This is a genomic window from Pseudomonas sp. NPDC012596 (genome assembly GCF_042902325.1).
GTDB lineage: Bacteria > Pseudomonadota > Gammaproteobacteria > Pseudomonadales > Pseudomonadaceae > Aquipseudomonas.
This window is the reverse complement of sequence record NZ_JBIBEB010000006.1, coordinates 133701-159552: the sequence shown is the minus strand read 5'-3', so window position 1 is coordinate 159552 and position 25852 is coordinate 133701. Positions and strand designations below refer to the sequence as shown.

23 protein-coding genes and 2 pseudogenes are annotated in these 25852 nt (G+C 60.9%); 16 read left to right on the top strand and 9 right to left on the bottom strand.

From position 1 onward, the window contains the following. Positions 1 to 22 precede the first annotated feature (22 nt). Positions 23 to 1396 (top strand): MFS transporter, encoded by a 1374-nt coding sequence (locus ACFY68_RS09910; protein ID WP_387526229.1) that lies wholly within the window; start codon positions 23 to 25, stop codon positions 1394 to 1396. Between the two features lie 361 nt (positions 1397 to 1757). Beyond that, the gene (locus ACFY68_RS09905; RefSeq protein ID WP_387526227.1) at positions 1758 to 2384 is read left to right on the top strand and encodes a VOC family protein; all 627 of its coding nucleotides are present in this window, start codon (positions 1758 to 1760) and stop codon (positions 2382 to 2384) included. A 180-nt stretch (positions 2385 to 2564) separates the two neighbouring features. Here the strand turns inward: ACFY68_RS09905 and ACFY68_RS09900 are convergent. After that, a pseudogene (locus tag ACFY68_RS09900) lies at positions 2565 to 3044 on the bottom strand (helix-turn-helix domain-containing protein); the annotation flags it as partial. Here ACFY68_RS09900 and ACFY68_RS09895 point away from each other — a divergent pair. Beyond that, positions 3034 to 3174, top strand: a pseudogene (locus tag ACFY68_RS09895) (EamA/RhaT family transporter); the annotation flags it as partial. The pseudogenes ACFY68_RS09900 and ACFY68_RS09895 sit on opposite strands and share 11 nt — an antisense overlap. A 126-nt stretch (positions 3175 to 3300) precedes the next feature. On the opposite strand, the gene ACFY68_RS09890 reads toward ACFY68_RS09895, so the two are convergent. Beyond that, a complete protein-coding gene (locus tag ACFY68_RS09890; protein WP_387526224.1) occupies positions 3301 to 4824 on the bottom strand; it encodes an MFS transporter in 1524 nt (507 codons plus the stop codon). A 103-nt stretch (positions 4825 to 4927) separates the two neighbouring features. On the opposite strand from ACFY68_RS09890, the gene ACFY68_RS09885 reads away from it, so the two are divergent. Beyond that, positions 4928 to 5830, top strand: coding sequence for a LysR substrate-binding domain-containing protein (locus tag ACFY68_RS09885; RefSeq protein ID WP_387526221.1), 903 nt, complete (start codon positions 4928 to 4930; stop codon positions 5828 to 5830). An 812-nt stretch (positions 5831 to 6642) separates the two neighbouring features. After that, positions 6643 to 7908 carry a DUF4303 domain-containing protein gene (locus tag ACFY68_RS09880; protein ID WP_387526218.1) on the top strand — a complete coding sequence of 422 codons (1266 nt, stop codon included), beginning with the start codon at positions 6643 to 6645 and terminating at the stop codon, positions 7906 to 7908. A 313-nt stretch (positions 7909 to 8221) separates the two neighbouring features. Here the strand turns inward: ACFY68_RS09880 and ACFY68_RS09875 are convergent, their stop codons facing one another. Then, a complete protein-coding gene (locus ACFY68_RS09875; protein WP_346612511.1) occupies positions 8222 to 8506 on the bottom strand; it encodes a hypothetical protein in 285 nt (94 codons plus the stop codon). Positions 8507 to 8596: 90 nt separating this feature from the next. Here ACFY68_RS09875 and ACFY68_RS09870 point away from each other — a divergent pair, with 90 nt between their 5' ends. The 4 genes from ACFY68_RS09870 to ACFY68_RS09855 all read left to right on the top strand — a co-directional run bounded on the left by ACFY68_RS09870 (position 8597) and on the right by ACFY68_RS09855 (position 13996). Then, on the top strand, positions 8597 to 9589 hold the full coding sequence (locus ACFY68_RS09870; RefSeq protein WP_387526215.1) for a hypothetical protein: 993 nt from the start codon (positions 8597 to 8599) through the stop codon (positions 9587 to 9589). 337 nt (positions 9590 to 9926) lie between these two features. Then, positions 9927 to 10430: a sigma-70 family RNA polymerase sigma factor gene (locus tag ACFY68_RS09865; protein WP_387526213.1), complete on the top strand. Its 504-nt coding sequence runs from the start codon at positions 9927 to 9929 to the stop codon at positions 10428 to 10430. Next, positions 10427 to 11395: a FecR domain-containing protein gene (locus ACFY68_RS09860; RefSeq protein ID WP_387526210.1), complete on the top strand. Its 969-nt coding sequence runs from the start codon at positions 10427 to 10429 to the stop codon at positions 11393 to 11395. Before ACFY68_RS09865 ends, ACFY68_RS09860 begins: the two co-directional genes overlap by 4 nt. 114 nt (positions 11396 to 11509) lie before the next feature. Beyond that, positions 11510 to 13996, top strand: coding sequence for a TonB-dependent siderophore receptor (locus tag ACFY68_RS09855; RefSeq protein ID WP_387526208.1), 2487 nt, complete (start codon positions 11510 to 11512; stop codon positions 13994 to 13996). Between the two features lie 537 nt (positions 13997 to 14533). Here ACFY68_RS09855 and ACFY68_RS09850 read toward each other — a convergent pair. The 3 genes from ACFY68_RS09850 to ACFY68_RS09840 all read right to left on the bottom strand — a co-directional run bounded on the left by ACFY68_RS09850 (position 14534) and on the right by ACFY68_RS09840 (position 18129). Next, entirely contained in the window at positions 14534 to 14728 is a 195-nt protein-coding gene (locus ACFY68_RS09850) for a DUF1737 domain-containing protein (RefSeq protein WP_387526205.1), read from the bottom strand. Between the two features lie 155 nt (positions 14729 to 14883). After that, positions 14884 to 16431, bottom strand: coding sequence for a J domain-containing protein (locus ACFY68_RS09845; RefSeq protein ID WP_387526202.1), 1548 nt, complete (start codon positions 16429 to 16431; stop codon positions 14884 to 14886). A gap of 3 nt (positions 16432 to 16434) precedes the next feature. Beyond that, on the bottom strand, positions 16435 to 18129 hold the full coding sequence (locus ACFY68_RS09840) for an Hsp70 family protein (protein WP_387526199.1): 1695 nt from the start codon (positions 18127 to 18129) through the stop codon (positions 16435 to 16437). A gap of 193 nt (positions 18130 to 18322) precedes the next feature. On the opposite strand from ACFY68_RS09840, the gene ACFY68_RS09835 reads away from it, so the two are divergent. Then, on the top strand, positions 18323 to 19300 hold the full coding sequence (locus ACFY68_RS09835; RefSeq protein WP_387526196.1) for a YiiG family protein: 978 nt from the start codon (positions 18323 to 18325) through the stop codon (positions 19298 to 19300). A 286-nt stretch (positions 19301 to 19586) separates the two neighbouring features. Beyond that, complete coding sequence (locus ACFY68_RS09830) at positions 19587 to 20060, top strand: hypothetical protein (protein ID WP_387526194.1); 474 nt, start codon at positions 19587 to 19589, stop codon at positions 20058 to 20060. Positions 20061 to 20306: 246 nt separating this feature from the next. On the opposite strand, the gene yfcF is transcribed toward ACFY68_RS09830, so the two are convergent. Next, positions 20307 to 20939 (bottom strand): glutathione transferase, encoded by a 633-nt coding sequence (gene yfcF / locus ACFY68_RS09825; RefSeq protein ID WP_387526192.1) that lies wholly within the window; start codon positions 20937 to 20939, stop codon positions 20307 to 20309. Between the two features lie 318 nt (positions 20940 to 21257). Here yfcF and ACFY68_RS09820 point away from each other — a divergent pair, with 318 nt between their 5' ends. Further along, entirely contained in the window at positions 21258 to 21968 is a 711-nt protein-coding gene (locus ACFY68_RS09820; protein ID WP_387526189.1) for a tellurite resistance TerB family protein, read from the top strand. A gap of 18 nt (positions 21969 to 21986) precedes the next feature. Here the strand turns inward: ACFY68_RS09820 and ACFY68_RS09815 are convergent, their stop codons facing one another. Continuing rightward, positions 21987 to 22541: a YdeI/OmpD-associated family protein gene (locus ACFY68_RS09815; protein WP_387526186.1), complete on the bottom strand. Its 555-nt coding sequence runs from the start codon at positions 22539 to 22541 to the stop codon at positions 21987 to 21989. Positions 22542 to 22890: 349 nt separating this feature from the next. Here ACFY68_RS09815 and ACFY68_RS09810 point away from each other — a divergent pair, with 349 nt between their 5' ends. From ACFY68_RS09810 to ACFY68_RS09800, 3 genes are all read left to right on the top strand, one after another. Further along, positions 22891 to 23133 (top strand): hypothetical protein, encoded by a 243-nt coding sequence (locus ACFY68_RS09810; RefSeq protein ID WP_387526183.1) that lies wholly within the window; start codon positions 22891 to 22893, stop codon positions 23131 to 23133. A 154-nt stretch (positions 23134 to 23287) separates the two neighbouring features. After that, positions 23288 to 23548: a DUF3077 domain-containing protein gene (locus ACFY68_RS09805; protein WP_387526180.1), complete on the top strand. Its 261-nt coding sequence runs from the start codon at positions 23288 to 23290 to the stop codon at positions 23546 to 23548. A gap of 175 nt (positions 23549 to 23723) precedes the next feature. Beyond that, entirely contained in the window at positions 23724 to 24644 is a 921-nt protein-coding gene (locus tag ACFY68_RS09800) for an NAD-dependent epimerase/dehydratase family protein (RefSeq protein WP_387526177.1), read from the top strand. Positions 24645 to 24709: 65 nt separating this feature from the next. Here the strand turns inward: ACFY68_RS09800 and ACFY68_RS09795 are convergent, their stop codons facing one another. Continuing rightward, on the bottom strand, positions 24710 to 24958 hold the full coding sequence (locus ACFY68_RS09795) for a CsbD family protein (RefSeq protein ID WP_346616060.1): 249 nt from the start codon (positions 24956 to 24958) through the stop codon (positions 24710 to 24712). Positions 24959 to 25143: 185 nt separating this feature from the next. Between ACFY68_RS09795 and ACFY68_RS09790 the strand changes: the two genes are divergently transcribed. Then, the gene (locus ACFY68_RS09790; RefSeq protein WP_387526173.1) at positions 25144 to 25839 is read left to right on the top strand and encodes a GntR family transcriptional regulator; all 696 of its coding nucleotides are present in this window, start codon (positions 25144 to 25146) and stop codon (positions 25837 to 25839) included. The last annotated feature ends 13 nt before the right edge of the window (positions 25840 to 25852 follow it).

Below are 25852 nucleotides of genomic sequence, written 5' to 3'. Positions count from 1 at the left end.
GCTGACAATGAGAACAACAACAATGCATGCGGAACATTCCAACCCTGCGTCGTCCCGGTCTGCGCTGCGGACCTTCTGCGTCTCCGGCATGGGCACTGCGCTGGAGTTCTATGACTTCATCATCTACGGCACCGCGGCTGCGCTGGTGTTTCCCCAGGTGTTCTTCCCCCAGATGGACCACCTGACCGCGACCTTGGTGGCGTTCAGCGCCTTTGGCGCCGGCTTCTTCGCCCGTCCGCTGGGCGGTTTGGTGTTCGGCCACTACGGTGACCGCATCGGGCGCCAGAAGGTGCTGGTCGCGACCTTGCTGCTCATGGGCCTGAGCACCTTCCTCATCGGTTGCTTGCCAAGCCATGCCAGTATCGGCGTCGCCGCGCCGATACTGCTGGTGCTGTTGCGCCTGATCCAAGGCTTTGCCGCCGGTGGTGAATGGGGCGGTGCCGCGCTGTTCGGCATCGAGTCGGCGCCGCCGGGCAGGCGAGGGTTGTGGGGCAGCTTCACGAGCATGGGCATCGGCGTCGGCGGCATCCTCGGCGCTGCGGTGTTCGCCATCGTCAGTGCCGCCTTCAACGACAACCTGGTGGACTTTGCCTGGCGCATCCCGTTCTGGCTCGGTGGCACGCTGGTGCTGATCGGCCTGTATGCACGGCTGAAGGCACCGACACCGGTCGCTGCCCCGGCAGTCAAGCCGGTCCGAGCGCCGCTGGCTGAGGCCCTGCGTCAGCGTCCGCGTCAGCTACTGCTGTGCACCGGGATTGCCTTCGGCTACTGCACCATCGCCTACATCGGAAGCACCTTCTTCCTGACCTACGCCACTCAAGTGGGCTTCGGCAGCACCCAGGCGTTGATGTTCGACCTGACCTTGTCGATCGCCATCGTGTTCTCCGCGCCGCTGTTCGGCTACCTGTCGGACCGACTGGGCCGGCGGACGGTGATGGTGTTCGGTGCGGTGGTCATGGCACTCGGGCTGTTCGCCTTCTTCGAACTGGTCGGCATGAAGAGCTTTGGTATCGCCCTTTTCGCCTACAGCCTCACGGGCCTTTTGATGGGCGCTACCCAAGGGCCGATCCCGGCGTTCCTAGGCGAGCAGTTCCCCCGCAGCATGCGCTACACCGGGATCTCGGCGAGCTATCAGATCGGTGCCGCGCTGGGCGGTGGGACAGCCTCAAGCATCGCCACGGCGATCCTCATCCTCACCGAACACAACCCCCTGGGCGTGGCGCTGTATGGGGCAGGAGCGCTGGCGTTGGTCGCGATGTGCTCATTGAAACTGCGTGAGACATCGCGGTTGAGCATGGCGCAAATTGATGAGGAGCCTGATTGCGTTGCTTGTGGAGGCGAAGTCACTGAGGCACTAGCGGGCATTGGCGAAAAAAATAGAAGTCGTTGCACATAGTGGTCTCAGTGAATCTGCCGAGGTTCGAGTCACAACGGATATAGGTTGGCTACCCTCCAAAATCCGCCTTTAGTGAGCAGCATCCGTGGGTTGATAGCGGTCAGTCGCGATAGACTGCTTTCGACCCATAGGGACGTTCAAAAAAGGGCAGCTAACGGCCATGGCGGCCATCCGAAGGCCGGGGCCGCTTCGCGGCCCATCGCCGGCAAGCGCGGCTCCCACAAGTACTGCACAGGCCCGGAGACTCAGTATTCGCCGTTATCGCGTGAACTGATCAAGCGTAGGTAAGTGGAATTAAGATCGAGAGTGCTGGATAGAGCAGGCAAGAAACGAGATTTTCTGATCAGGGAGATAAAAGACCATGAGGCGTTCAACCTTGGATCATCTGGTCATTGTTTCACCGACCCTTCCGTTGGGGGCGCAATTTATTGAGCGTCAGCTTGGAGTACGGTTGCAGCCAGGGGGTGAGCATCCGCGCATGAGCACTCACAACCTGCTGCTGCGGTTAGGAGAGTCTTTCTATCTTGAAGTGATAGCTCCGGACAGTAAGGCGCCCTTACCCACCAGGCCTAGGTGGTTTGGTCTGGATGGACTGAGCGCGCAAGCGTCGCCATGTCTAGTCCACTGGGTCGCGCGTACAGAGCATCTGGATACCGCAGACGGAGGACTCCGGAAGGTTTTTGGCGAGATTGAACCGATGAGCAGGGGGGCGCTTTCGTGGAAAATCACCATTCAGCCTGATGGGCATCTACCTCTGAATGGGGCAGTCCCGAGCTTGATCGATTGGGGCGAATCGGAGCATCCAGCTCAGAGACTCGGTGATCAAGGCTGCGAATTGGAACGCTTGGAAATTGCTTTACCGGATCCCCGTTTGGTGGAACGCCAACTGGAGTCTATCGGTTTTACTGGCCCGGTGAGTGTATTACGCAGCGAGCGATATGCATTGAAAGCTTATATCAATACACCGAATGGCCTGGTCATTCTGTAACCTGCAACCTGTCTTTATGGTGGAGGAGACCGACGATAGCGAGCCACGAGCCTGCGGCATGCGACAGGCAGCTTTTGCCCAGTGTCCTCAAATCATCGACAACCGGTCTGGGGCGGTTAGCGCCTCTGGATCGGGCTGACCATCCTTGTCGTCCTCGCATCAGATCGGGCTACCGCCCACTCAAGGGTGCTCGATCACCATTACCGCCGTTGTGTCTGGCGCGAAGGCTTCGAACACGTGGGGCAGGTGCGCCCAATAACTAATGTAGTCGCCCGCATGCAGCAACACGGGAGCGCTAGCCGGGCCCACGTTTGCGCTGCCAGTGCACAGCACCACGTGCTCGACCGTGCCAGGGGGGTGGGGTTGCGAAAAACGCGCCTCGCCGGGCTGCACCTTCAATCGGTATATATCGCGTTGCGCGCCGGCAGGGCAGTCGGCCAGCAGGGTCGCAGCGTAGTTGGAGGCTTCGGCGTAGGCCGTTATGCCCTCGTTGGCGCGGATCACGCGCAGATGCTGCTGGGGCTGTTCGAAAAACTTGGTCACCTGCAAGCCCATGGCTATGGCCAGCGACCACAGGGTCTCGATGCTGGGGTTGCCGATACCCGATTCGAGCTGTGACAAGGTCGACTTGGCAACGCTGGCGCGCTTGGCCAGTTCGGTCGATTGGCTTGCCTTCAGCCATCCCCTCGGCGTGCTGCAAATGGCCGGTGCTGCCGCCATCCTGCTCGCTGCGGCAGGCATGAACTTCGGCTGGACGCTGACGCGTGCGAAGGGTCAGGAAGCGGCTTGACACCTGGTGCAGCGCGCTGGGCCTGTTGAACACTGCGAGTAGCATGATCAGCCATGGGCATGGTCGCTTGTTTCGATGAACAATTAGGGGCAAAAGAAAGCTGGCTGCTAGGCCGGCCAGGGGCCATTACCGGCCAGTGCGTGGCGCAGCATGGGGTGTCGACGAGGGTGCGCGGTCGCGCAGCGCCCAGCGGCTGATCAGCGCTGCGCTCAATGTCAGCCCGGCCAGCCCGTAGCACAGGGCCTTGAAAGCTTGGGAGTACAGGCTCATCAGGCCTGCGGGGCTGAGGGGCTGGGCGCTCGACTGGGCTGCGGCAAAGTTACCGGTGACCAACTCGGCTGCGACCCTGGCGGCGTTTTCCCCAGGCAGCGCACCCGCCAGCTGGCCTTGCATCAGGCTGTTGAGCACAGACAGCGCTGCGGCAACGCAGATCGCCTCACCGCAGGCGCGCATGGTAGTGAAGATGCCGGTAGCCATGCCCGCTCGCTCGACCGATACGACCTTGATCGACAGGTCGTCCATCAGTCCCCAGGGGATTGCCGAACCGACGCCAATGAGCAACATCGGCCAGCAGAACGCGAGCCAGTCACTGCCCACCTCTACAGACGCAAGCCAGATCAGCCCCAGACCGGCCAGCAGCAAACCGGTAAAGCAGAGATTGGCGGCGGCGAGATGGCGGGCGAGCATCGCCGAGAGGAAGGGCACCATGAGCATTGGCAGTGACAGCGACATCATCAGCAAACCGGCCTGGCCGGTGCCTAGGGTCTCGACCCCGACGAAACGCAGCGGCAGCAGAATCAGCAATACGATGAAGCTCAACGCCGTGGCGATGGGCAGCAACTGAACGCCGATGAAGCGTCGGTCGCCGAACAGCGAGAGATCGAGCATGGGGCGTTGCTGGTGCTGCTCGATGCGGATGAACAGCGCAAACAGCAAGACGCTGGCGCCGAGCAGGGCAAGGACGCTGACGCTGCGCCAGCCATGGGCGGGAATCTGCATGATGGCGAAGGTTAGCAGCACCAGCATGGCACTGAAGGCCAGCACGCCGGCCCAGTCCAGTTGACGGGCGCCGGGATCGCGGGTTTCGTGCATCCGCGCCGCTGCCAGCAGCCAGGCCAGCGCCCCGAACAGAGCACCCAGCAGAAAAATCGCACGCCAGTTGAGGAATTCGACCAGGGCCCCCGAGATAACCGGCCCGAATGCCAGGCCGAGGCCGAACGCGGTGCCCAGCAGGCCGAATGCCTTGGTCCTGGCATGGCCCTCGAACTCTTGCGCCAGGGTTGCCGCCCCCCCGGCCATGGTCAGTGCCGCTGCGATGCCTTGAAGGCCTCGCATCACGTCGAGGAAAACCACATCCAGGGCGCAACTGACGATGACCGAAAGGATCGTGAAACTGCCGATGCCCCAGCAGAACATGCGTTTGCGCCCGTAGAGGTCGGCCAGCGTGCCGGCCGCCATGATCGAGCTGCCGAAGCTCAGGGCGAACGCATTGACTACCCAGGCCAGGGCGATCGCGCTGCCGCCCAGGTCGCTGCCGATCGCTGAAAGGGCCATTGCCGGGCCCGTGTATTCGAGGGGCAATATCAAACCGGCCATACACACTGCCAGTAACACCGGTGCACGCCGCTTGGATTCGTTCCGGGCCGCCATTCCTTGGTTCCTTACCTTGTCTGATTCCTGGACTTGACGATGCTATTCGAGGGATAAATGCACTTGAAGAGGACAATATCCAAAAGAGAATTGCGGTTCGTGCATGAATGATGACATTTCGCTATGGCGCTTGTTTTTCCGCATTGTCGAACGCGGCAGCCTGACCAAGGCTGCTGATGACCTGGGCTTGGAACCCTCGTCGGTGAGCCGACGGATCGCTTCACTGGAAAAGCGCCTGAATGTTCGGCTGCTCAACCGCACCACAAGGCAGGTCACGCTTTCAGAGGCGGGGGCCAGGGCGTATGAGCAGATGAGGCCCCTGATTGAGGAGATGGAACGGGTAATCGCCGACCTCGACGGCACAGCGCCGCAGATCGCCGGGGCTATCCGCATGACGGCGCCGGTCAACTTCGGTGAACGGCACCTGGTTCCGTGGCTGACCGCGTTCCAGCAACTGCATCCCCAGGTGGTCGTAGACCTGGTGCTGTCCGATTACAGGCTGGACCTGAGTGGCGAGGCCATCGACTTGGCGCTGCGGGTGGGCGACTTGCCCATCTCCGACATGGTCGCCCGCAAGATAGGCCACATGCCCAACGTGCTGTGTGCCAGTCGCAGCTATGTGCAGGCGCACGGGCTGCCTAACAAGCCACAGGACCTGGTTGGCCACCGGGCGATCCTCTATTCCCTGGGTCAGGAGCGGCACCGAACCCGCTTGCGCTTGTGTCGCAACGGCAAGGAAATGTCAGTCGAGCTGCGTGGGGTGTTCTACCTCAACAATGCCGGGGCAATCCTCCAGGCGGTGCGGCAGGGCGCCGGCATTCATCCTGGGCCGCGCTGGCTGTTCGAGGAAGGGATTCGTGCCGGTGAGTTGGTCGAGCTGCTGCCGGACTGGGGGCTGGTGGGGCTGCCTGTGCACCTGCTGCGCTTGAACAATCGCTACGAAGCCCCTCGTGTCAGGGCATTGGGTGACTGGATTGAAAAGTGCTGGGCTGAGCAGATGCACTGAGCCTCTCATATCGGATCGAGTCACCCATGAGCCAAACCGCATCATCAAGACGCGTCTGCGCAAAGACTTGACTTGTCATGAACATCGTCGCAAACCATAGCCGTCAGCCTTGGAACAAAGGGAAATCGGTGGGCAGAAAGCCCCGCCACGACTGAGAAAAAAGAGCAGCTAACGGCCGTGGCGGACATCCGAAGGCCGGGGCCGCTTCGCGGCCCATCGCCGGCAAGCGCGGCTCCCACAAGTACTGCACAGGCCCGGAGACTGGTGATATCTCAGTGGGAGATTACCCAGCCCTTCGGGCTGCGCTGTCGCGCAGAGAAACGCCCGCGAGCGCGCCGCATACCCTGTATGAGCGGCTTCAGCCGCGAAGCAGGCGCCGCGGTGGATGGCACCGGCTTCGCCGGTTTTCGTGGCTGAAGCCGCGCCCACAGGATCCCCGCCAAATCAGTACGCCAAGTGCGCCCGCCGAGGGAGCTTTCGCTGTTCTGCACGCTACCGAGAAGGGCGAACCGTTATGAGCAAAGCGGTGGGGCTGGAACGACGAAAATGGCAAAATCCAATACTTTGCAGTGACTATTGTCGACCCTTTGCGCAGGTACGCTCATGAGCGACATTGACGTACTGTCCCTGTCTCCAGGCGGTCGCTACCAAGTTCAGGCGACTCCCTGGGAAGCAGGCAACTCGCATTGGCTGTTCCCGCCGCAAATCATAGATACCCGAAACGCAAATTGAACTGGCTCGCCTGGAAAGCACCCTTTAGGGGATACTCGATCTGCTCGACTGAGCTTGTTTGTCAGCAAGGACCTGAATCGATGAATTGGAAAGCTCTGGAGCAAGCGCTGTTCGAGGCTGCTAGAAAGGCGCTGCAAACGCTGCTCGATGAGGGCGGTAGCCCTTTATATGCCGCAGCGTTTCATGCCAGCTACCGGGAAGAAGAGGCGGTTTTATCGCTGCCCAACTTTGCCGCCAACAGCCTTGAAGCACTCAGCGAAGACTTCCCCGACGAGGAAGACGAAAGCTTCAGTTCGGTCAAGTGGAATCCGGTGGACTGGCGCTGGGATTGGGAAATCTGCTCTGGTGAGCCGCTCACGCGGCTCGATGATGAGCTGCAAGCGCACGCCAACCGGCTTGGCCCGCGCCAATGGCACGCGGCTGAGCAACGCTTGCTGGTCACCGTAAGCCGTGCCGCCAGGTCGCTGGGCCGGCATTTCAGTCAGCATCCTGGTGTGACGCCTGGTTTCGTTGTGATTTTTCATGACTTTGCAGGCTACATGCCCTTGGCCAAGCGCAGCATGACCCGCCAGCAGTTCGAGGATAATTTCCCTGTCGAGCTGGCCATTGAAAACACCCTGCGCGATGTCGCTGCCCTGCCGCTCACCGAGCAGGTCGCGTTCTACGTCAGCAGCTTGCATTGTTCGGAGGGCATTTCGAGGGAGGACGCAGAGCGCTGGCTGATTGCCAACGGCCGTTGCGCACAGGCAGCGCTTATCGATCAGCTCAACGGGGATAGAGAGCCTACCGCTGCCGCGCGTATCCTCGGGCTGGCCGGCTTGGCTGATGGGCCCGTCATCCAGGCCCTGCGCCGGCAGGCGATTGAGGCCTGTGAGCAGCCGACCCGCAACTGGTGCACAAAAGCCCTGGGTTACCTTAAGGATTTCGACTGGCTGATGCAGCAAGCGCCCGATGTCGCTGTCGCGGGTATTTGCGCCAACTTCGACGGTTTCCGCTGGCGGGGCGTGGAGCCACCGGTGCTGGACTACACGCCCGTTGAGCGTTTGCTTGATCAGCGCCCTGAGCTTCAGACTGCTGTTGAAGCAGCCCTGGAAGAACTCTACGGCCAGATCGATACCACCACTGCCGATGTCAGCGAAGCGTTACGCGGGCTTGTTTCACCTCAGGCAGCCATTCGTCGTCATGCTGTGAGTGGATTGAACAACCGTGGCCTGCTGCCCGGTGACGCGCTTCGAGCCATCGATGGGCTACACCTGGCAACAGAGGATACCGATCAGCAGGTGAGACACCTAGCGGGTCTAGGCCTGAAAGCTATGAGTCCCAGCTTTGGTCATCGTCCCTGCTGAGTGCACCTGAGCCTGGATTGAGGTTAACTGACTTCCTCAGGGCGTGAAGCGGACATTCCAGCCCAGGCGATATTCCAACAGGCTCACCAACTTCCTGGCACATCCCAGGCAATCCGGCCGTTCGAGCATCTTCCCCAAAGGTGTTTACCTGACAGGCTCCATTGCAGTTGCGCAAGACCACTGCATTTGGCGTCGTCGGTTTTCAGTGCCAGCGATCGCCCACTTTGCCGGTTTCATGCAGATTGCCTCCTTGGCAGTGTGGCGGTGCGGGCTCGCTCCTTGTCGAGACTGCTCAACCGAAGATATGAACGGGTTAGAAGAATGGAATTAATGTGGCAACTGCCGCACCGGATTGAACCAAGAGCATTACCGAGAGCCATTTGGGCTCCCGCCGGATAAACCAGTAAACCCCGTTGAATATCATTGAAATCAGGTTGGTGAGCCCCAGGATGACGAATGCAATGGCGCCCGAGATATTGACGGGTGAAGTGGTTGGCGATTGCAGCACGTAGAGCGCCAGGATCGGGCCCAGGATGACTGTTGTGATCGAAAGGCCAGCGACCGTACGGGTAAGGAGTAAAGCCTCGTCGGGCGTCATGCTGGGGATTTCCTTCTCTGATCGGGATTGGGGCATCACTGCCAATGGGTCTATTCTGCGGCGTTCACATAAGGGTTAACAAGGACGTCCATGATTCCCGTCGATATGCCGGTCATGTTGCTCGGCTACATGATCTACATTTTTTCCGAGGTTTTTCTCTGGCTTTTCATCGCCGGCCTGATCGCCTTGCTGGTGCCGCGAAGCCGTCGTTTCATGGTAGCTCGGCGCTGGAGGTTCGGCTTGTTGCTGATGTTGCTGGCAGTCGGGAGTGTGCCTTACATCGAGTCCAGCTACAGGCTCTGGCAGGATTGGCGTGCGCACAATCCTCGCCTCGAACACGAGGAGGTGCTCGGGGACTTGGTGCTTCCGGCTGGTACGCGGGTCCATCTGAAAGACCTGGAGCCTTTTAACGACCTGTCCGGCGATCCCGTGCCCTACGGCATGCAGAGCCTGGATCATGCTGATTTCGACCGCACGCCAAGTCACATCATGGGCATGCCTGTGCGTCGTCTGAAACTGGCGCAGGGCCATGGTTTCGCTACGGTCGAGACCCTGTCGGCCCATGAACTGGCAGGATGGAAATGTGAGCCTGGGGAGATCGAGTTCGATTTTCCGTTCGGTGCTCATTTCAAGTTTTCCGAATGGAAGGTGAGTCGATGCACGCTGGCGCCCGGTACCGAGCTGGGCGGCATCGTTTGGCCTGGGGCGGTGAGGGTATCCTCCAACACTCCTGGTTGGCTGGCCGAGTCAGAGGAGCGCCCGGTCAAGGTAATGGGGATCGAAATGCGCTCACTGATCATGATCCTGGATCGCCCATATGGGGAGGGGCGCTGGTGGCAAGGCCACGCGAACCAGCCCTTCGACTTCGGCCCTATTCACTATCCGGCCGACATCCAGGTCAGCCTTGATCAAGGCCAGATGCTGTTCAGTCTGCCACCGGACGCACAAGCCCAGGATCGACGTACAGGAGCGCCCATAGAGGGCGGCCAGACAGTGGTCCAGAGCATGGCCGGTCAGGTGTTGCGAATACGCACCAACCGCTCTATGGGTGTTTATTTTCCTGACGAAATCATAGTGCGCTGAGGCTCAATGAGCTGAGGCGGGCAGCAGTGTCGGCAATGGGTCGACAGCTGCCGGTCGTAAACGACCCGAAGCGGTCCCTACATGCCCTGGGGTTAGTGCGGTGTTCGGATGTGTTCGCCTTGAAATCTTCAGCGCCTATGAGATCGAGCGCCGCGCGCGCGTCGCTCGATCTTCAAGGCGCTGTAGTTTTCGAGAATGCACTTTGCCGTCCGTAGGTTTCCAGCCCACCAGACCCTTACCATTTGCCTCCGAGCCTCAAAACGCATCTGGCAAGCATCGCCCATCCCAGGTAATAATGCGACTGATTAGCAATAACACCGACATGGAATCTTTCGGCATGTCCGCTCCGCACTCCCTGCAACACCTCTACGTCGAGCACCACGGCTGGCTGCAAAGCTGGCTGCGCACACGCTTGAACAATGCAGCTGATGCCGCAGACCTGGCTCATGACACATTCCTGCGCATATTGCAGCGCCGTCAGGTTCCCGCTGTGCTGGAGCCACGCGCCTATCTGCGTACCATCGCACGGGGCCTGGTGATAGACCTTTGGCGGCATCGGGACATAGAACAGGCCTGGCTGGAAACCTTGGCCGGGCTGCCGGAGGTGCAAGTGCCGTCACCGGAAGTCAGTGCGTTGGCCATTGAGGCATTGGTCAGCATCGACCGCATGCTGGACACATTGCCTGAGCGCATGCGCAGCATCTTCCTGATGGCCCAGCTCGACGGATTGCCTTGCCCGCGCATTGCCGAACACTTGGGGATTTCGCTGTCGACCGTCGAACGTGATCTGGCCAAGGCATTGCGCCATTGCTATCACCTGATGTTCGAGGCACCGGTTTGAAAGACGCCGGGCTGCAAAGCCTGCCGGAACAGGCGCTCGAGCAGGCCATCCAGTGGTCCATTCGTATCACCTATAACGAACCCGACGCGGCCACTCGCAACGCCTTTGAGGCTTGGCTGGCCAGTGATGTGTCGCATCGGATGGCTTGGGCGCGCTTGCAGAGCCTGAGCAGTCACTTCAGCCACGTGCCTGCGGGGCTGGCACGTCAGACGCTGGGCAAGCTGCCAGAGGCGCGGCTGCAGCGCCGTCAGGTGCTCAATCTGCTCGCACTAGGGGGGGTATCGGCAACGTTTGCATGGGCCGGTCGCGATGAGTTTTCCTGGCAGCGCCTGGTCGCTGATTACAGCACCGGCGTTGGCGAGCATCGAAGATGGGCACTGAGCGATGGCAGCCTGCTGGAGCTCAATACTGACAGTGCTGTGCGCCTGCGCTTCGACGTCGATGCACGTGTGGTGGAGCTGCTGCGTGGTGAGCTGTACCTGGCGACCGGTGCCGATCGCTCCAGCACGCGGCACCGGCCACTGCAGGTGTCGACAGCATTCGGTGCGTTTGAAGCCTTGGGTACCCGGTTCAGCGTACGCAGGCTCCAGCACAGCTGCCTGTTGGGCGTAACCGAGGGCGCGGTAAAGTTGCAACCGCTGGCCGGTGAGGCCGCCGTTGCCCAAGCCGGGGAGACTTGGGCGATGACGGCCAGCAGCGTGCAGCGCATGCCTGGCAATGCCGAGGATGCGGCAGCTTGGCGCGACGGCGTGTTGGTTGCACGTGAGATGCCCCTGGCCGACGTGCTCGCTGAACTAGGCCGCTACCGCAACGGTTACCTTGGGTGCGAGTCACGGATTGCCCAGCGCAGGATCAGCGGCAATTTCAATCTCGAAGACACCTACGGGACGCTGGCTTTCATCGCCCAGACGCATGGCCTGCGCCTGCGGTCCATGACTCAATATTGGGTTCGCCTTGGCGTTTGATCGCGTTACACCTCGGCTTCGGCAGGTGAGAAAAAATGAGCGGTTTGTGAAGGGGTTTTGTTTTTCGCCCGGCATACACATCAGAACAACTCATTTAGCCAACGAGACCTTCACGTGCCCCATCAGTCGCCACTTCGCATCACCATCCACCGTGCCCTGATCTGTGCCAGCCTTGGCCTTGGTAGCATTCCCTGCCTGACCCAGGCGGCCACAGCCGGTTACAGCGACCAGGTACATGACCTGGCACTGCCTGCCGGCTCGCTGGATGCCGCGCTCACCGCATTAAGCCGCAGCACAGGCCTGAACATCGCGTTCGCCCCTGGCGATCTGGCCGGTAAGTACACGCCTGGGCTGCAAGGCCGCTTCAGCAGCGCCCAGGCGCTTCAGCGATTACTGACCGGCAGCGGCCTGCAGGCCGTGTTGCAGCCGGACGGCGGCTACCGCCTGATAATGGCCCCGGATTACCTTGCGGCGGGTACCGTGGCGCTGGACCCGACCAGTGTGGTGGGCATCGGGCTCGGGGCCACCACAGAGGGTACAGGCTCATACACCACCGGCACCGCCAGCGTCGGTGGCAAGACCCAGAGAACCCTGCGTGAAACGCCGCAATCGGTCACGATCATGACCAAGCAACGCATGGAAGATCAGAACCTTAACAGCCTGACTCAGGTGCTCGACCAAACCACCGGCATCACGGTAGTCGGTGGGAACGACTCGAAGAACGAGATTTACTCCCGCGGCTTTCTCATCCGCAGTATCCAGGTTGATGGTGGGGCGCCCATGCTGCGCAACGAGGCGTATGACAGCCTGCCAGATATGACGGCCTTCGATCACGTCGAAGTGCTGCGTGGGTCCGATGGCCTTTTTGGCGGAACGGGTGACCCGGGAGGCAGCATCAACCTGGTGCGCAAGCGTGCGCTACCGTACAACCAGTTGAAGATCAGCCAGTCCGCCGGCAGCTGGAACAACTACCGCAGCGAGATCGACCTAACCGGGCCGCTGGCCTTCGAGGGCGCTCTGCGTGGTCGAGTGGCCATGTCGTATGAGGACAAGCAGTATTTCTACGACAATGCCGACAGCGAAAAGCACGTGATCTTCGGCACCCTGGAAGCGGACCTGACGGCAGACACCCTGCTGACAGTGGGCGGTACCTACGAGTGGCGAGACATGGACGGTTACTGGGACAGAGGCCTGGTCCGCTACAAGGACGGTACGCCGTTGAACGCGTCGCGCAGCACATCACTGGCCGCCGACTGGTCCTCCAACAACTACAAACGCACCGACTATTTTGCCAAGGTCGAGCACGCATTCGACGAAAACTGGAAGTTAAACAGCAGCTACACCAAGACCAGGTTCGATTCCACCCAGGACATTGGTGAGGTGAAGTCCTCGATCACCCAGGGTGTTGCCAATGGAGGAACGTTCTCGCGCTTCATTCGCGGCTACACCAACGACCAGGACCTGTTCGATATCAACCTGGCCGGCAAATTCAATGCATACGGGCTGCAGCACGAATGGTTGATAGGAGCTGACTACTCGGAGGTTAAACGCACCTATTCGGACCACACTGACTTGAGGACGGTCAGCGACATCAATGTGCCGTTCGACCCGGCCACCGATGACGCCGGCTCCATGCCCAAACCGGCCAAACCTGGGATCTATTACTACAATCCGGACTGGAACCAGCGCAAATCCGGCGCCTACACCACGTTCAAAGCACAGCTGGCAGAGCCACTGCACCTGACCCTCGGCGCCCGCTATTCCGACTACCGTGACTATGTGCGCACGGTGGTGCCTAGCTTCAACATGGACACCCCGGTGAAGGAGAGTAACCGCGGGGTCATTACTCCATTCGGTTCGTTGGTGCTGGATGTAAGCGAGCAATGGTCGCTTTACACCAGCTACGCTGAGATCTATCAGCCCCAAACAGCCTACAAGAGCCTCAGCGGTTCGCCGCTCGATCCGATCGAAGGTGAGACTTATGAGTTAGGGACCAAAGGCGAACTGTTCGGCGGTCGGTTGAACGTCTCGTCTGCGCTGTATTACACCAAGCGCATGAACGAAGCTGTCAGCACAGGTAACGGTTTCTACACGGCCTCTGGCGAAGCCATCAGCAAGGGCCTGGACAGTGAAATCTCCGGCGAACTGGCGCCGGGCTGGCAGGCCATGGTGGGCTACACGCTGAACTTCAACGAACAGCGCTCGGGAAATACAACCAGCAATAACGGCAAACCGACCAGCTCACAGACACCCAAGCATCTGTTCAAGTTTTTCACCACGTACCAGCTACCGGGGAATTTCGAGCGGTGGAAGGTGGGGGTCGGCGCGACGATCCAGAGCGATAGCTACAAAAGTGGTACCGTGCAGCAGCGCTTGCCTGACGGTGGCCTGAGCAGCGCCGAGGCTTATGCGTTCGAACAGTCAGGCTATGCGGTGTGGAATGGCTTGGTCGAGTACAAGATCGATCAGCATTGGACCGCGCAACTCAATGGCAACAACCTGTTCGACAAAACCTATTACCAGACGGTCGACTCCACTGCTGGCGGCAACTGGTACGGCGCGCCTCGCAACTATATGTTGACGCTACGCGGAACGTTCTGAGCCGATTCGGTCGAGAGCCAAACCCTCTGTGAGCAGCATGGACCTACAGGCTCTCGCAGGATTGGCGTGCGCATAAGTCGACATCCGAATGTCCACTTCAAATCTTCAGCGCCTATGAGATCGAGCGCCGCGCGGGCGGCGCTCGATCTCCTAGGCGCAGACGATGTCATGGCGCAGACCCGAAGGCCGGGGCCGCTTCGCGGCCCATCGCCGGCAAGCCGGCTCCCACAGGTACTGCGCAGGCCCGGAGAATGGTTATATCTGTGTGGGAGATTGCCCAGGCCTTCGGGCTGCGTTGTCGCGCAGAGAACAAAGCCCGCGAGCGCGCCGCATACCCTGTGGGAGCGGCTTCAGCCGCGAAGCAGGCGTCGCGGTGGATGGCACCGGCTTCGCCGGGGTTCGCGGCTGCAGCCGCTCCTACAGGATCCCCGCCAAATCAGTAAGTTAGCGTTTGTTCTATAGGAGCCGTCTTGCCGGCGATGAGGCCGGTACTGACTACACAGCGTTGGGGCGGTGTCCGCCATGGGTCGGTAGCAGTCAGTGATCAGCGGCCTGCCCAGGCCAAACAACGGCCTGCGCGACGATCACATCCTGGCCATTGAACGTGAGCGCAGGTCCGCCATGCAGTCGGTAGCCGAGTTCCAAAGCCTCACTGACCCGCCGGCAAAAGCCAGCGTCATCGGGGCCCGTCAGCACGCGGTAGATCGGTAGTCCATTCGGAGGTTGGGGCATCTTTAGCTTCCTTGAGTTGTTTCGCCAACAAGCAACGCTGTTACTACGCTGTGCAGCCACGGCAAAGTATCGCCCTTCGCAGCAGTTTGAGCAGCGCGGTCTTACCTTTGCCAGGAAAGGACGTTCGGGAGCGCAGGCTTGGGTGTAAAGGGCGATCAGGATACCAATCGCACCCAACCGATCACCACCACCATCACGCTGCAAAGCAGCCACTGCACGCCACTGAGCCCGGCAATCCGATACACCGCCCGCAGCGGCCTGCGCCAGCGATAGTCGCTGGCCTGCGGCCCCCAATCGGCTGGTTGCAGCAGGCCGATGATGCCAATTAGCACGTAGGTGCCCAGGCCAAGCGGCCCCAGCCAGTGCCATAACAGCAGGGCCAGCCCCAGCAACGGCCCTGCGTTGCGTATGACCAGGTGGCGGCGGTCACGGGTGATGCGCTTGCTGACGCACCAGGCGCTGACGCGTTGATCGATGTCCTGAAGGCTGGCTGCAATCTGCGTCCAGTGGCCGAACAGCCACTGGCCCATCTTCGCTGCAAGCAGCCCACCCGCCGCGTAAAGCGGGAGCATGAGCAACGTGGTGACAGGGTCCAGCTTGGGCAGGCCATTGAGCGCCAGGGCCAGTGTGATCACAGCGGCGGCGCGCTTGACGCCATGGGGCGGGTCGCGGGGCTCGACCAGCGTTTTCCAGAACCAGGCGTCATGGTTGGGGAACATCCCCAACAGGTCTGGGTAGCCCGCTGCGAACGCCTCTGACAGGCGCTCGCAGGCTTGCCAGTCGGCCTCGACGAAGGCGGCGGCCATTGCCTTTTGCCGCTCATGTTGGGGCGCCAACAGAAACAGCGCGGCGGCGTTGGCATCGGGGCTGGCCTGCACCTCGCGTCGATCCGCCAGGCTGCGAAGGTGGCTCAGCCAGGCTCGCTGTTGGTAACGCCTGCGCAGGGTTTGCCAGTGTTCGTCTGCAATCGGTGGCTCGGCACCTGAAGCGTTCCAGGCGAATGTCTGGCACAGGTGCTCGAACAGCTCGGGCGGCCAGTCTTCATCGTCCAGCAACAGGGTCAGCACGTGCACTTGAAGCGCTTGGCGACGCTCCAGGTCCGCTAGCCAGCCTTGGCGACTGGCCCGCTCGAGCATGCCGCTAAAGCGCTGATGCTCGCCGGCGGCCAGTGATTGTTCGAGCGCGTTGTAGAGGGTGACAGCGAGTATGAGCGCCAGGCGCTGCTGTTCGGCGGCCGAGGCGGGAAACTGCTGCCAAGGGGTGAGCCACTGACGCTGTTCGATGCCCCAGTGCAGGGTATGGGAATGGGCTGACGCTGCGCGCAGGCAACGCTCGAACAACAGGCGTTCGAAGACGCCCTCGATGCTTTTTGCTTGCGCTTCGGGCCAAACCTGTTCGATGGCCGAGTCGACGAACCCGTCAAGCAATGCAACGGCTTGCTCATGGGCTGAACGCGCGTGAAGCGTACGGCTGGCGGGTGGTGTGTCGGGCGGTGGCGCGCGTTCGGTAACTTGAGCATCCGTCCGCTCCCCCTGCAGAGCCTGCAGCGCCTGTTCATAAGCGTCGCGCAGCTGCTGGAACGCGGCCGGGTCTTCGTCGGGTCGCGTGACCTTGAGCAGCTTGGCGTACTGGCGCTTGAGGCTTCGCTCGTCGCACGCGGATGCAAGCTCCAGCACCCGCCAGCAATCGGAAACTGAGTTCATCGGTCAGCGCCCGTCGCTGCTTTCGAATGATGCCATGCGCGCGCCCAGCTCATGGCGCGCCTGGCCGATGACACGTTCATCCTGGCTGGCAAGCGCCTCTTGGAACCGCGTGGCCCAGTGGTCTACCAGCTCGCGACGCTCGCCCAGGCTTTCTTGATAGAGGCGCTCAAGCCGCGCGACCAGCAGGGTGTTGACCTGCTGGTCGCGTGGGTGGACTTTCAGCGCTTCGAGCTTGTGCAGGCGTTCGGCAATGTCCTCGGCGCTGAGCACGCCGGGGTTGTTCTCGATGACCAGCGCGAACTGCTCGCCAGTGATGGGGATGCTGACCTGGCATTCGAGCAGGCCGTTGCTGTCGTAGGTGAAGCGCACATCAAGGTCAACCACGCCCTTGTTCGTTGGCACCGGGATTTGCAGTTCGCCGAGGGGGATGTTGTCACGCACCAGGCGGCTCTCGCCCTGGTAGATCTGCACCTGCACGATTTCTTGCGCCTCATGCACCGTGCACACGGTTTTTACCCGGCTGACCGGGACGGTGGAATTGCGCTCGATGATCGGCAGATAGTGCCCGCTCTCATGTTCGTTGCCCACACGGCGCGCTGTCGCGATGCCAAGGGTATAGGGGCAGACGTCGGTCAGCACCACTTCTTCCAGGGCCGCGTGCCGTGCCTTCAAGGCGGCCTGCACCGCAGCGCCGAGCGCCACGGTCTCGTCCGGGTTCAGCTGCACCGAAGGGAAGCGGCCGAACAGGCTGGCAGCCAGCTTGCGTACCAGCGGCATACGCGTGGCGCCGCCCACCAGTAGCACCTGGTCCAGCTCGTCGCTGCGTATGCGGGCATCGCGCAGGGCGCGTTCCACAGGGTTGCGCAGCCGCTCCAGCAGGGGCTCGAACAGCGTGGCCATGGCCTGCTGGGTAAAGGTGTGCTGCCAGCGTCGCGCACCGACCTGCAGTACGAAATCGCTGGTGGGCGAGTGGCCCAGTGCGATGCGTACTCGCTCGGCCTCGCGGTGCAGTAGCGGGCTGATCGACGCGCTATCCGGGAAGTGCGGATCTTCAGCGTGGGCCTGGATAAACTGCCTGGCCAGCAACTGATCGAAGTCCTCGCCACCCAGGTAGTTGTCGCCTGCGCTGGCACGTACCTCCATCACGCCGTCGAACAGCTCGAGGATCGACACGTCGAAGGTACCACCGCCCAGGTCGAACACCAGAAACGACGACTCACTGCCCTGCTGGGGGAGGCCGTAGGCGAGCGCCGCGGCGGTCGGCTCATTGATCAGCTTGTCGACTTTCAGCCCGGCCAGCTCACCGGCGATGCGGGTCGCCTTGCGCTGGGCATCGCTAAAGTAGGCCGGCACGCTGATCACCGCTTCGGTGACTGCCTCGCCATACGTGCGCTCGACATCTTCCTTGAGGCTTCTGAGCAGCATCGCCGACAGCTCTTCGGGGCGAAACGGCATTGCGCCCAGCTGCAGCGTGCGGGCACTGCCCATATGCCGTTTGAATAGCGCTGCGGTCAGCGACGGGTGCGTGCACAAGCGTTCGCGGGCAGCCTGGCCGACCAGTATCCGGCCTTCGTCGTCGAGCCCGACCACAGAGGGGGTCAGCAATTGCCCCAAGGCATTGGGCACCAGTTCACTGGTGTGTTCGTTCCATACCGCGACCAGGCTGTTGGTCGTACCCAGGTCAATCCCGACAATCATGGCGAATTCCTTTTCGTTGCGAATGCAAGTTTACGGTGCTGTCACCGAGGCAGAATGCGAAACCAACCGCAAAAATGCAAAAAGGCAGGCCATGCTTGAACTTCATCGACTATTGAGGCTCTAGGATAGCGCTCCCGGCTGATGGCAATGTGTCAGCAGCTGATCGCCCCAGGACAAGACAAGGATGAAGACAATGCAAGTAAGCAGGGTGTGGCTAGGACTGCTGATCGCCGCAGGGGTTCTGCTGGCCGGTTGTGATAACGCGCAGGCACCTCGCAGTGCGACGGCCCCGCAGGGGCAGGTTGCGGCTGAACAACCCAGCGCCGAACAGATCGAGATCGAGAAGTACAACGCCTATGTCGATGCCGCCAACCGCGGTGGCAATTTTGCGGCCATTCTGGATCATCGCCGTACAGAGTATTCGAAGGACCTGCAGTCCACGAACAAGCTGTCGACGTACAACCTGTTCAGCGCCTATGACATCAGCCTCCTGCGCGACAACCTGAACAAGGCCCTGGCCTTGCCGTCACCCATGCCGGAGCTAGACGCGCCAGCAAAAGCGATGCTGGTGGCGCTGGAAAAGCTCCAGCCCCTCCACAGTGAGCTCGCCAACTACGCTGCCTCCAAAGGCTACCTGAGCGATGGTGGCCAGAAGGCCAGGGAGATGGAGCCGGCCCTGGATGCAGCGCTCGAAGGCGTTGCCATCGAGCAGGCCAAGTTCTATGACGGTCTGGCCAAGCGCGATGAAGTCAACACCCGGCAGGCGTTCGACGAGGCCGAAAAGGACTCGCTGGCGTATTACCGCGCCGGGATCGTGCTATACGCCAAGCAATCGATGCGCTTGTCCACCGACTTCTTCCAGTCGGCCGGGGCCGAGGCGTCGGTCAAGCCGTTTGAAGAAAGCCTGGGCAAAACCGCGCAGATGATCGAAGGCTGGCACAAGCAGAACACGGCAAACGGCCCAGGCTGCAGCGTGGTGCTCAGCCGCATGAACCAGTTTGTCGGCAAGGGCCGCGAGGCTATCGATACGGCCCGATCGGGTGGCTACAAATACGATGAGCAACGCCAGATGGCATGGAAGCACAACAATCCGATCGAGCGTGATGCCAAGTTCTTCGGTAGCGCGTTTGACGATGTGATCAACGACCTGAACTCCACGAGCTGCAGCTGAGGAATTTTGGCCACTGCGCAAATGGGTCGGTAGCTGCCGTTCACCAGCGGGCACTTTCCAGCTTGTACATTGATCCAAGGTTTTGCGTTGTCAATGCAGGCCATCGCCGGCAAGCACGGCTCCCACAGGTACTGCGCAGGCCTGGAGACAGGTTATATCTCTGTGGGAGCCGGCTTGCCGGCGTTGGCGACGTTACCATCACAGCTATTGATACCCCGTGCACTTAGCCCGTGACACCCAAAAGGATGAATCGTGGTGATTTTCACCTTCGAATAAGCTGAAACCCATGAACAAGACGGAACTTCAAACCCTGATAGTCAAAGTCAAAAAGTATTTCGCGATTTTCTTTTTGATCTGCCTTGCATGCGTTCTCACCTACGGATACCTGCACAAGCCGGAACTTCCGTCTGAGGTAGTGCTGAAGCAAGATTTCATTGCGGGCCAATCGATCTACATCGTACAGGATGCCAGAGATTCAGATGAGCCCAAAAGCCTCAGGTTCTACGTCAACGACGGCGACGGCAGGAGTGATGCGACGATGAAGGTGCTACTGGCCAAGACCCCGCCATTCCTGATCTCGGACACCGATTTGAAAGACGTGTCAATCCAGCGGGTGTCCAACGGCCTGCACATCAAGCTCAAAGGCGCAGTCTCGCGTTACCGGAGCGACCTTTACCTTGAGGACGGTGACACTTACACCACCTACCGTGTAAGCCTTGAACAAGTCGAAACGCGGCCGCCTTTGCCGAGCGGTCGGTAAGCTGGGCTGCAAGTTATCACGACAGCAGGCGCTTGCGAGGGACTGCTTTCGGCATGGCGGACACCGCCCCAGCACTCTGTAGTGGCCCCATCGCCGGCAAGTCAGCTCCCTCAAGAACCTAACCAGTCTCCGGGCCTGCAGAGTACCTGTGGGAGCTGGGTTTGCCGGCGATGGGCGGCGAAGCCGCCCCGCTATCAGTCGTGCATGGTCGACCTATAGCGGATAGCGACCGCCGATGCGCTGCGGCTACAGTCGGGGTCGCTCCAGCTTGACCCATTCCTGCACGCTCGGGCGCTGCCATTGCCGCTCAGCATAATCCTCCAATTGGGCGGGGAGGCTGTCGCCATTGAGTATCAATCGATTCAGCATCAACGCGAGTTCTACATCGGCGATAGACCATTGGCCGAAAAGGTAGTCCGCGCTATCAGCCAGCAGCAGTTGCGCGGCCTCCACCAACTTTTGGGTCGAAGACTGAGCGCACGTCGACAAAGCGCCGTATTTGACGCCATAGAACACAACTAGCGTGGAGCGCTCCTGGCGAATAGGGAGTAAGTCGCTGCGCAACCAGGCTTGAACTTGCCGCGCCTTGGCACGCTGCTGCAAGTTTGACGGGTAGATCGGCGTCTGAGGGAACAGATCTTCCAGATACTCGGTAATTGCCGACGATTCAGACAACGCAAAGCCTTCATGCACCAATGTGGGCACTCTCTGAGTCTGCGAAAGGTGGGAATAGTCCGCTGCCTGATGCTCCCGTGTATCCAGGTCAAGTGTATTCATCTTGAATTCGATACACTTTTCCCGAAGCGCCACAAAGCATGACATGCCGTAGGGGCTGGTGAATTGAGCATCTACGTACAGGCACAGCCTTGAATCATTCATACCGTCATCTCCATATGCAGGAGAAAGTACGGTATGGGTTCTGCAGCTATAAATAAAATTCATGTTTTTTATAGAGGCATTCCTGTCGGGAATGCAAACGGTGCAAGGGTGCGTTCCGCGAAGCCGCTACCGGTCGATAGCGCTCAGCCGGGCGTGACCTGTGGTAGCCGCGCTTGCCGGCGATGGGCTGCGAAGCGGCCAGGGCCTGCAGATGTCCGCCCACCTACCGGCTTACGTCGGCCAAACGGTCATGGCGGATTACCTTGACGGGACTATCGTTGCTTGTCGGGGCAAACACTACCGACCGAGGGCGGTGCCATGAACACTAGCGATCTGCTTGAACAGTTGCTTCGAGCCGGGCAGGGCGCGCAAGCGCAGCAACGGAGCGGTGGCCTGTCATCGCAAGGCGGGTTGGGCGGCTTGCTGGGCGGTTTGCTTGGCGGCGGTGGTGCAATGGGTGGCGGTGGTGGCCTTGGTGGTTTACTGGGCGGCATTCTGGGAGGCGGTCGCAGCGCTGGCGGCTATGCCCAGGGGCGCGCCGCGGGAGGTGTCAATTACGCGGCCCTGGCGTCGTTGGGCATGATGGCGTTCCAGGCCTATCAAAACTGGCAGCGCAGCCAGGCGGCAGCGCCGCAACAGGCCATGCGTACCGTCGACCAGCTGTCCGGCGCCGAGGCCGAGGGCCACAGCCATGCCATCTTGCGCGCGCTGATTGCGGCCGCCAAGGCTGACGGTCGCATCGACGCCCAGGAAGAGCAATTGATCTACACCGAAATCAAACGCCACACCGACGACCCGCAATTGCAGCAATGGCTGGATGAGGAGGTCAACAAACCACTCGATGCTGCCGAAGTGGCGCAGTCGGCCCGGGACCCGGCAATGGCGGCAGAAATGTACCTGGCCAGCGTGATGCTGGTGGATGACCAGCAGGCCGCAGAGCGGGCTTACCTTGACGAGCTGGCCAGCGCCCTGCAAATCGACCCGACCTTGCAGGTGCACCTGGAACAGCAGGCCAAGGGTGCAGCCTGAGCGGGGCCCGATGAACATTCATTGATCTTGCGCCTGTGGCGCACGGAAGGCCTTGCTGTAATAGCCAGACGGATCGAAACAGCACACGTGCTTCTTGCCGGATGCAAGCATGTCGCATGCATTGGCAATGCGTTTTGCGCGCGTCGCGGGCTGTTTGGCTGAGGTCATCCAGTGTATCCAGTCCACTCGCGCGAGGGTTGTCGTACTGTTCCAGACCACACGCGCTTCAGGGGCGTTTGCCAATGCGTTCTCCAAATCCGCTGGAACCTCGGGTTCGGGCTCCTTCTTCACAGGGGCCAACTCCAGCGCAACGATGTCGCCAATGGCCGCGTTGGCGGCTTGGAGTAACGCAGGACTGACCTGCAGCCAATGGCTCAGCTGACCATCCGGCTCAAGGGTTGCCTTGAAAGGCTGCCCATTGATTGTCCCTTCAACGGTTGTTCTTCCGCGTCTTGGAAGTTGTGCACTCACGGCCTTTGGCAACACCACGAATGCCCATGACGCATCAGTTTCAGGTTTTGCCGGCCGAAGCAGCTTTGCTTCGAATCGGGATTTCACATTGATGGTTGTCATTGCGAGGCCTCCAGTCCCGGCGCCAGGTTCAGTTGCAGTAAAGACTCACCTCATAAAAATCAGAATTACCCCCTTTCTTGTAGTCCATTTCCCAAACATACTCCTGCCGCCTTTTTTTCGTTGCCGCCGCTCTGACAGCCCTCTAGTCTCGGCGGGTCGCTGAACCCAGCGATCGGCTTTGACAGGCCGACTCAACAGTAAGGTAACGTTCACCTCCATGGTGGCTGTGCGTGGGGCACCTCGTGTGCGCCGGGTTTTACCTCTGTTGACCGGTCTGTCAACCCACGTACAGCTGCCACCCAATTGTTTGACAGCAATGGGTGTCGGTCCCTGACAGAGGTATATAACGATGTTAAAGATCGTCCCCGATCCACCCCACAATCACCACTCCCTCGAAGACACGATCATCCAGGCCACAGAATATGCGCTGTGCGCGCAGACCGTGGCGCAGCAGGCGGTTGCGCTGCAGCCCAGGTCGCCCGCTGCTGTGCTGATGATGGCCTCAATGCATGAGCTTGAAGCGCTACGTGTGCTTCTTGAGTCAGCGTTGATCCAGATGCAGATGGCGGCGCAGCAGCGCACGCAGCATTAAAGGTCGAAACTTGCGCTTTACGATCGGGCCTCATCGCCGGCAAGCCGGCTCCCACAGGTTCCCGGCAGTGCCGAGGATTGTCTTTTACCTGTGGGAGCTGGCTTGCCAGCGAAGAGGCCCGGGCAAGCGACGGAGATTCCAGGGAGACTGAACAATGACCACAGAAACCAAAACAACCGTCGGCAAAACCAGGTTCTATCAGGGTGAAAACAAGACCCAGCCGCTGTTCTGCATCGAGCCCGGCATCCCCTGCCAGGACGCCCGGGAGCAGGCCTCGGAGCTAATGGGCTGTGTGCGCGACATGACTATCGCTGGCCTGATGGACGACAACCCGCAGCTGATCTGGGCTTCCCATTACCTGAGCGCATTGGCCAAGGCGCTGATTGACGATGCCGAACTGGGCATGAGGCATTGAGCCTGCTAGTCGGGCGGGATGCCGTGTCTTGCGGCATTCACCACGCTTATAAACCGAGATTTGCGCCTGAAGAAGCCCTAGCAATGCTTGACCTTGAACCTTACTTCAACCCTAGGGTATGAACACTGGCGCCGCCTGAGGCATCCGGCCCGCCGTCCAGCTTCGAGGAAATCGCATGCAAACCATCTTGGGCGCCACCGGGCAAATTGCCGTGGAACTGGCGCGTGAACTGAACCGTTCTTTCACCCAGGAGCTGCGGCTGGTCAGCCGCCGTCCACGCAAGGTCAATGACGCCGACAGCCTCATGCCCGCCGACCTGCTCGATGCGGCGCAGGCCGCCAAGGCCGTGGAGGGCAGCAGCATCGTCTACTTCACGGCGGGCCTGCCGCCAGACACCCAGCTGTGGGAAACGCAGTTCCCCGTGATGCTGAAGAACGCCCTGGACGCAACGCGTGCGGCAGGGGCCAAATTCGTCTACTTCGACAATACCTACATGTACCCGCAGGACGACCGCCTGCTGACCGAAGCGACCGAGTTCGCGCCGGTTGGCCGCAAAGGCAGGGTACGTGCAGCCATGGCGACCATGGTGATGGAGGAAATGGCCCGGGGCGAGATCCCTGTGCTCATCGGACGTGCCCCTGAGTTCTACGGCCCGGACAAAACCCAGAGCATCACCAACACCCTGGTCATCGACAAGCTCAAGGCTGGCCAGACACCGCAGGTACCGGTACGCGATGACACGCTGCGCACGCTCATCTGGACGCCCGATGCCAGCCGTGCGCTGGCGGCGCTGGGCAACGCGCCGGATGCGTTCGGGCAAACGTGGCATTTGCCCTGCGACGACGACCGCCTCACTTACCGGCAATTCGTGGCCCTGGCCGCCGAGGTGGGCGGTCGCGAGGCGGATTATCGGGTGCTCGGCAAGTGGCTACTGATGGCTGCCGGCCTGGTATCGCCACAGGTCCGTGAGCTGCGGGAGCTTCTGCCGCGCTATGCGCAGGACAACCTGTTCGATTCCTCGAAGTTCAAGCAGCGCTTCGCGGCTTTTGAAGTGACGCGTTATCGCCAGGGGCTTGAGCATGTCCTGGCCGGCTGACCACGATCGGTATAGCGGCCCGAAGGGCGCAGCAGGAAGCCTTCTGCGCCACTCAAGCCTGATCATCAGCGGCGCAGCAGGCGGGATACAACCAGCGTGATGGCTGCACCAATCGCCAGGGCGGTGATCGGCTTTTCTCTGACGAAAGTGGAGACGTTGTTCAGGGCATCACCATAGCTTTTGGTGAGCTGGCCGGCTGCCTGGCGCCCGTCGCCTTCGGCCTCCAGTGCCGGGTCCTCGATAAAGCGGCCTACCGCACTCTGCGCTTTACCTGCGATTTTCTCTGCAACACCTTCAACCTGTTCGCGCTTCATAGTGATCCTTCCAAATGAGTGTCAGTGGGCTTGTTGCACAGGGTTAGGGAGTTGGTGAATCTGATTAGTTCAATGCGCATTGCACCAGCTTGCCTCGGCCGCCAGCGCTGAACCGCGCCGATTGCCGCGCCGCATGGGCCGGCGGATAATGCCGGCCGAATGCGTTTCAGGGTTTTGGGGTTGCAATGAAAGACAAGCCGGTTAGCAGCAAGCAGCAGGAAGTCCAGCGTATCGCCGAGGTGCTCGCCAAGGCCATCGCCCAGCATCGGCTGCGGCCCGGTGTGCGGCTGGTCGAGGCGCATATCGTCGAGATCATGCAAGCCAACCGCAACCACGTACAGGCAGCGCTGCAGCGCCTGGCCATGCAGCGTATCGTCGACATCGAGCCCAACCGCGGCGCCACCGTGGCCCAGCCCAGCGCCCGTGAAGCGCGCGAAATCTTCGCCGCCCGCCGTGCGGTGGAGCGGGCGATCGTCGAGGCCATCACCCCGGCGCGTATCGCCGAGCATCAGGCGCGCATCGAGCAGCACATGCACGACGAACGCGCCGCGACCGCCAGCACCGACCGCCGCGCGATCGTGCGGGAACTCTGCGAGTTTCACCTGCTGCTGGGGGAGGTGAGCGGCAACCAGGTGCTGGCCGGCATCCTCGACAACCTGATGGTGCGCAGCTCGTTGATCGTCGCCCTCTACCAGCGGGGCGACAGCCCGCCCTGCGCGTCGCACGAGCACCAGGCGATCATCGATGCGTTGCGCGCCGGTGATACCCAGGCCGCCGTGGGCCAGATGATCGAGCACCTGGACGAACTCGAGGGGCAGTTGGCCATCGAGAAGGCAGACGCTGCAGACGTCAACCTGCGTCAGGCGCTGTCAGGGCTTTGACCTGCGAGCAAAT

Bases quoted from the DNA above. Each gene is read 5' to 3' on its own strand.
- ACFY68_RS09910 (WP_387526229.1), top strand. From the start codon at position 23: ATGCATGCGGAACATTCCAACCCTGCGTCGTCCCGGTCTGCGCTGCGG.
- ACFY68_RS09880 (WP_387526218.1), top strand. From the start codon at position 6,643: ATGAATTGGAAAGCTCTGGAGCAAGCGCTGTTCGAGGCTGCTAGAAAG.
- ACFY68_RS09835 (WP_387526196.1), top strand. From the start codon at position 18,323: ATGCAAGTAAGCAGGGTGTGGCTAGGACTGCTGATCGCCGCAGGGGTT.
- ACFY68_RS09870 (WP_387526215.1), top strand. From the start codon at position 8,597: ATGATTCCCGTCGATATGCCGGTCATGTTGCTCGGCTACATGATCTAC.
- ACFY68_RS09865 (WP_387526213.1), top strand. From the start codon at position 9,927: ATGTCCGCTCCGCACTCCCTGCAACACCTCTACGTCGAGCACCACGGC.
- ACFY68_RS09850 (WP_387526205.1), bottom strand. From the start codon at position 14,728: ATGCCCCAACCTCCGAATGGACTACCGATCTACCGCGTGCTGACGGGC.
- ACFY68_RS09800 (WP_387526177.1), top strand. From the start codon at position 23,724: ATGCAAACCATCTTGGGCGCCACCGGGCAAATTGCCGTGGAACTGGCG.
- ACFY68_RS09810 (WP_387526183.1), top strand. From the start codon at position 22,891: ATGTTAAAGATCGTCCCCGATCCACCCCACAATCACCACTCCCTCGAA.
- ACFY68_RS09795 (WP_346616060.1), bottom strand. From the start codon at position 24,958: ATGAAGCGCGAACAGGTTGAAGGTGTTGCAGAGAAAATCGCAGGTAAA.
- ACFY68_RS09885 (WP_387526221.1), top strand. From the start codon at position 4,928: ATGAATGATGACATTTCGCTATGGCGCTTGTTTTTCCGCATTGTCGAA.
- ACFY68_RS09790 (WP_387526173.1), top strand. From the start codon at position 25,144: ATGAAAGACAAGCCGGTTAGCAGCAAGCAGCAGGAAGTCCAGCGTATC.
- ACFY68_RS09905 (WP_387526227.1), top strand. From the start codon at position 1,758: ATGAGGCGTTCAACCTTGGATCATCTGGTCATTGTTTCACCGACCCTT.
- ACFY68_RS09875 (WP_346612511.1), bottom strand. From the start codon at position 8,506: ATGACGCCCGACGAGGCTTTACTCCTTACCCGTACGGTCGCTGGCCTT.
- ACFY68_RS09845 (WP_387526202.1), bottom strand. From the start codon at position 16,431: ATGAACTCAGTTTCCGATTGCTGGCGGGTGCTGGAGCTTGCATCCGCG.
- ACFY68_RS09820 (WP_387526189.1), top strand. From the start codon at position 21,258: ATGAACACTAGCGATCTGCTTGAACAGTTGCTTCGAGCCGGGCAGGGC.
- yfcF (WP_387526192.1), bottom strand. From the start codon at position 20,939: ATGAATGATTCAAGGCTGTGCCTGTACGTAGATGCTCAATTCACCAGC.
- ACFY68_RS09805 (WP_387526180.1), top strand. From the start codon at position 23,288: ATGACCACAGAAACCAAAACAACCGTCGGCAAAACCAGGTTCTATCAG.
- ACFY68_RS09890 (WP_387526224.1), bottom strand. From the start codon at position 4,824: ATGGCGGCCCGGAACGAATCCAAGCGGCGTGCACCGGTGTTACTGGCA.
- ACFY68_RS09830 (WP_387526194.1), top strand. From the start codon at position 19,587: ATGAACAAGACGGAACTTCAAACCCTGATAGTCAAAGTCAAAAAGTAT.
- ACFY68_RS09815 (WP_387526186.1), bottom strand. From the start codon at position 22,541: ATGACAACCATCAATGTGAAATCCCGATTCGAAGCAAAGCTGCTTCGG.
- ACFY68_RS09840 (WP_387526199.1), bottom strand. From the start codon at position 18,129: ATGATTGTCGGGATTGACCTGGGTACGACCAACAGCCTGGTCGCGGTA.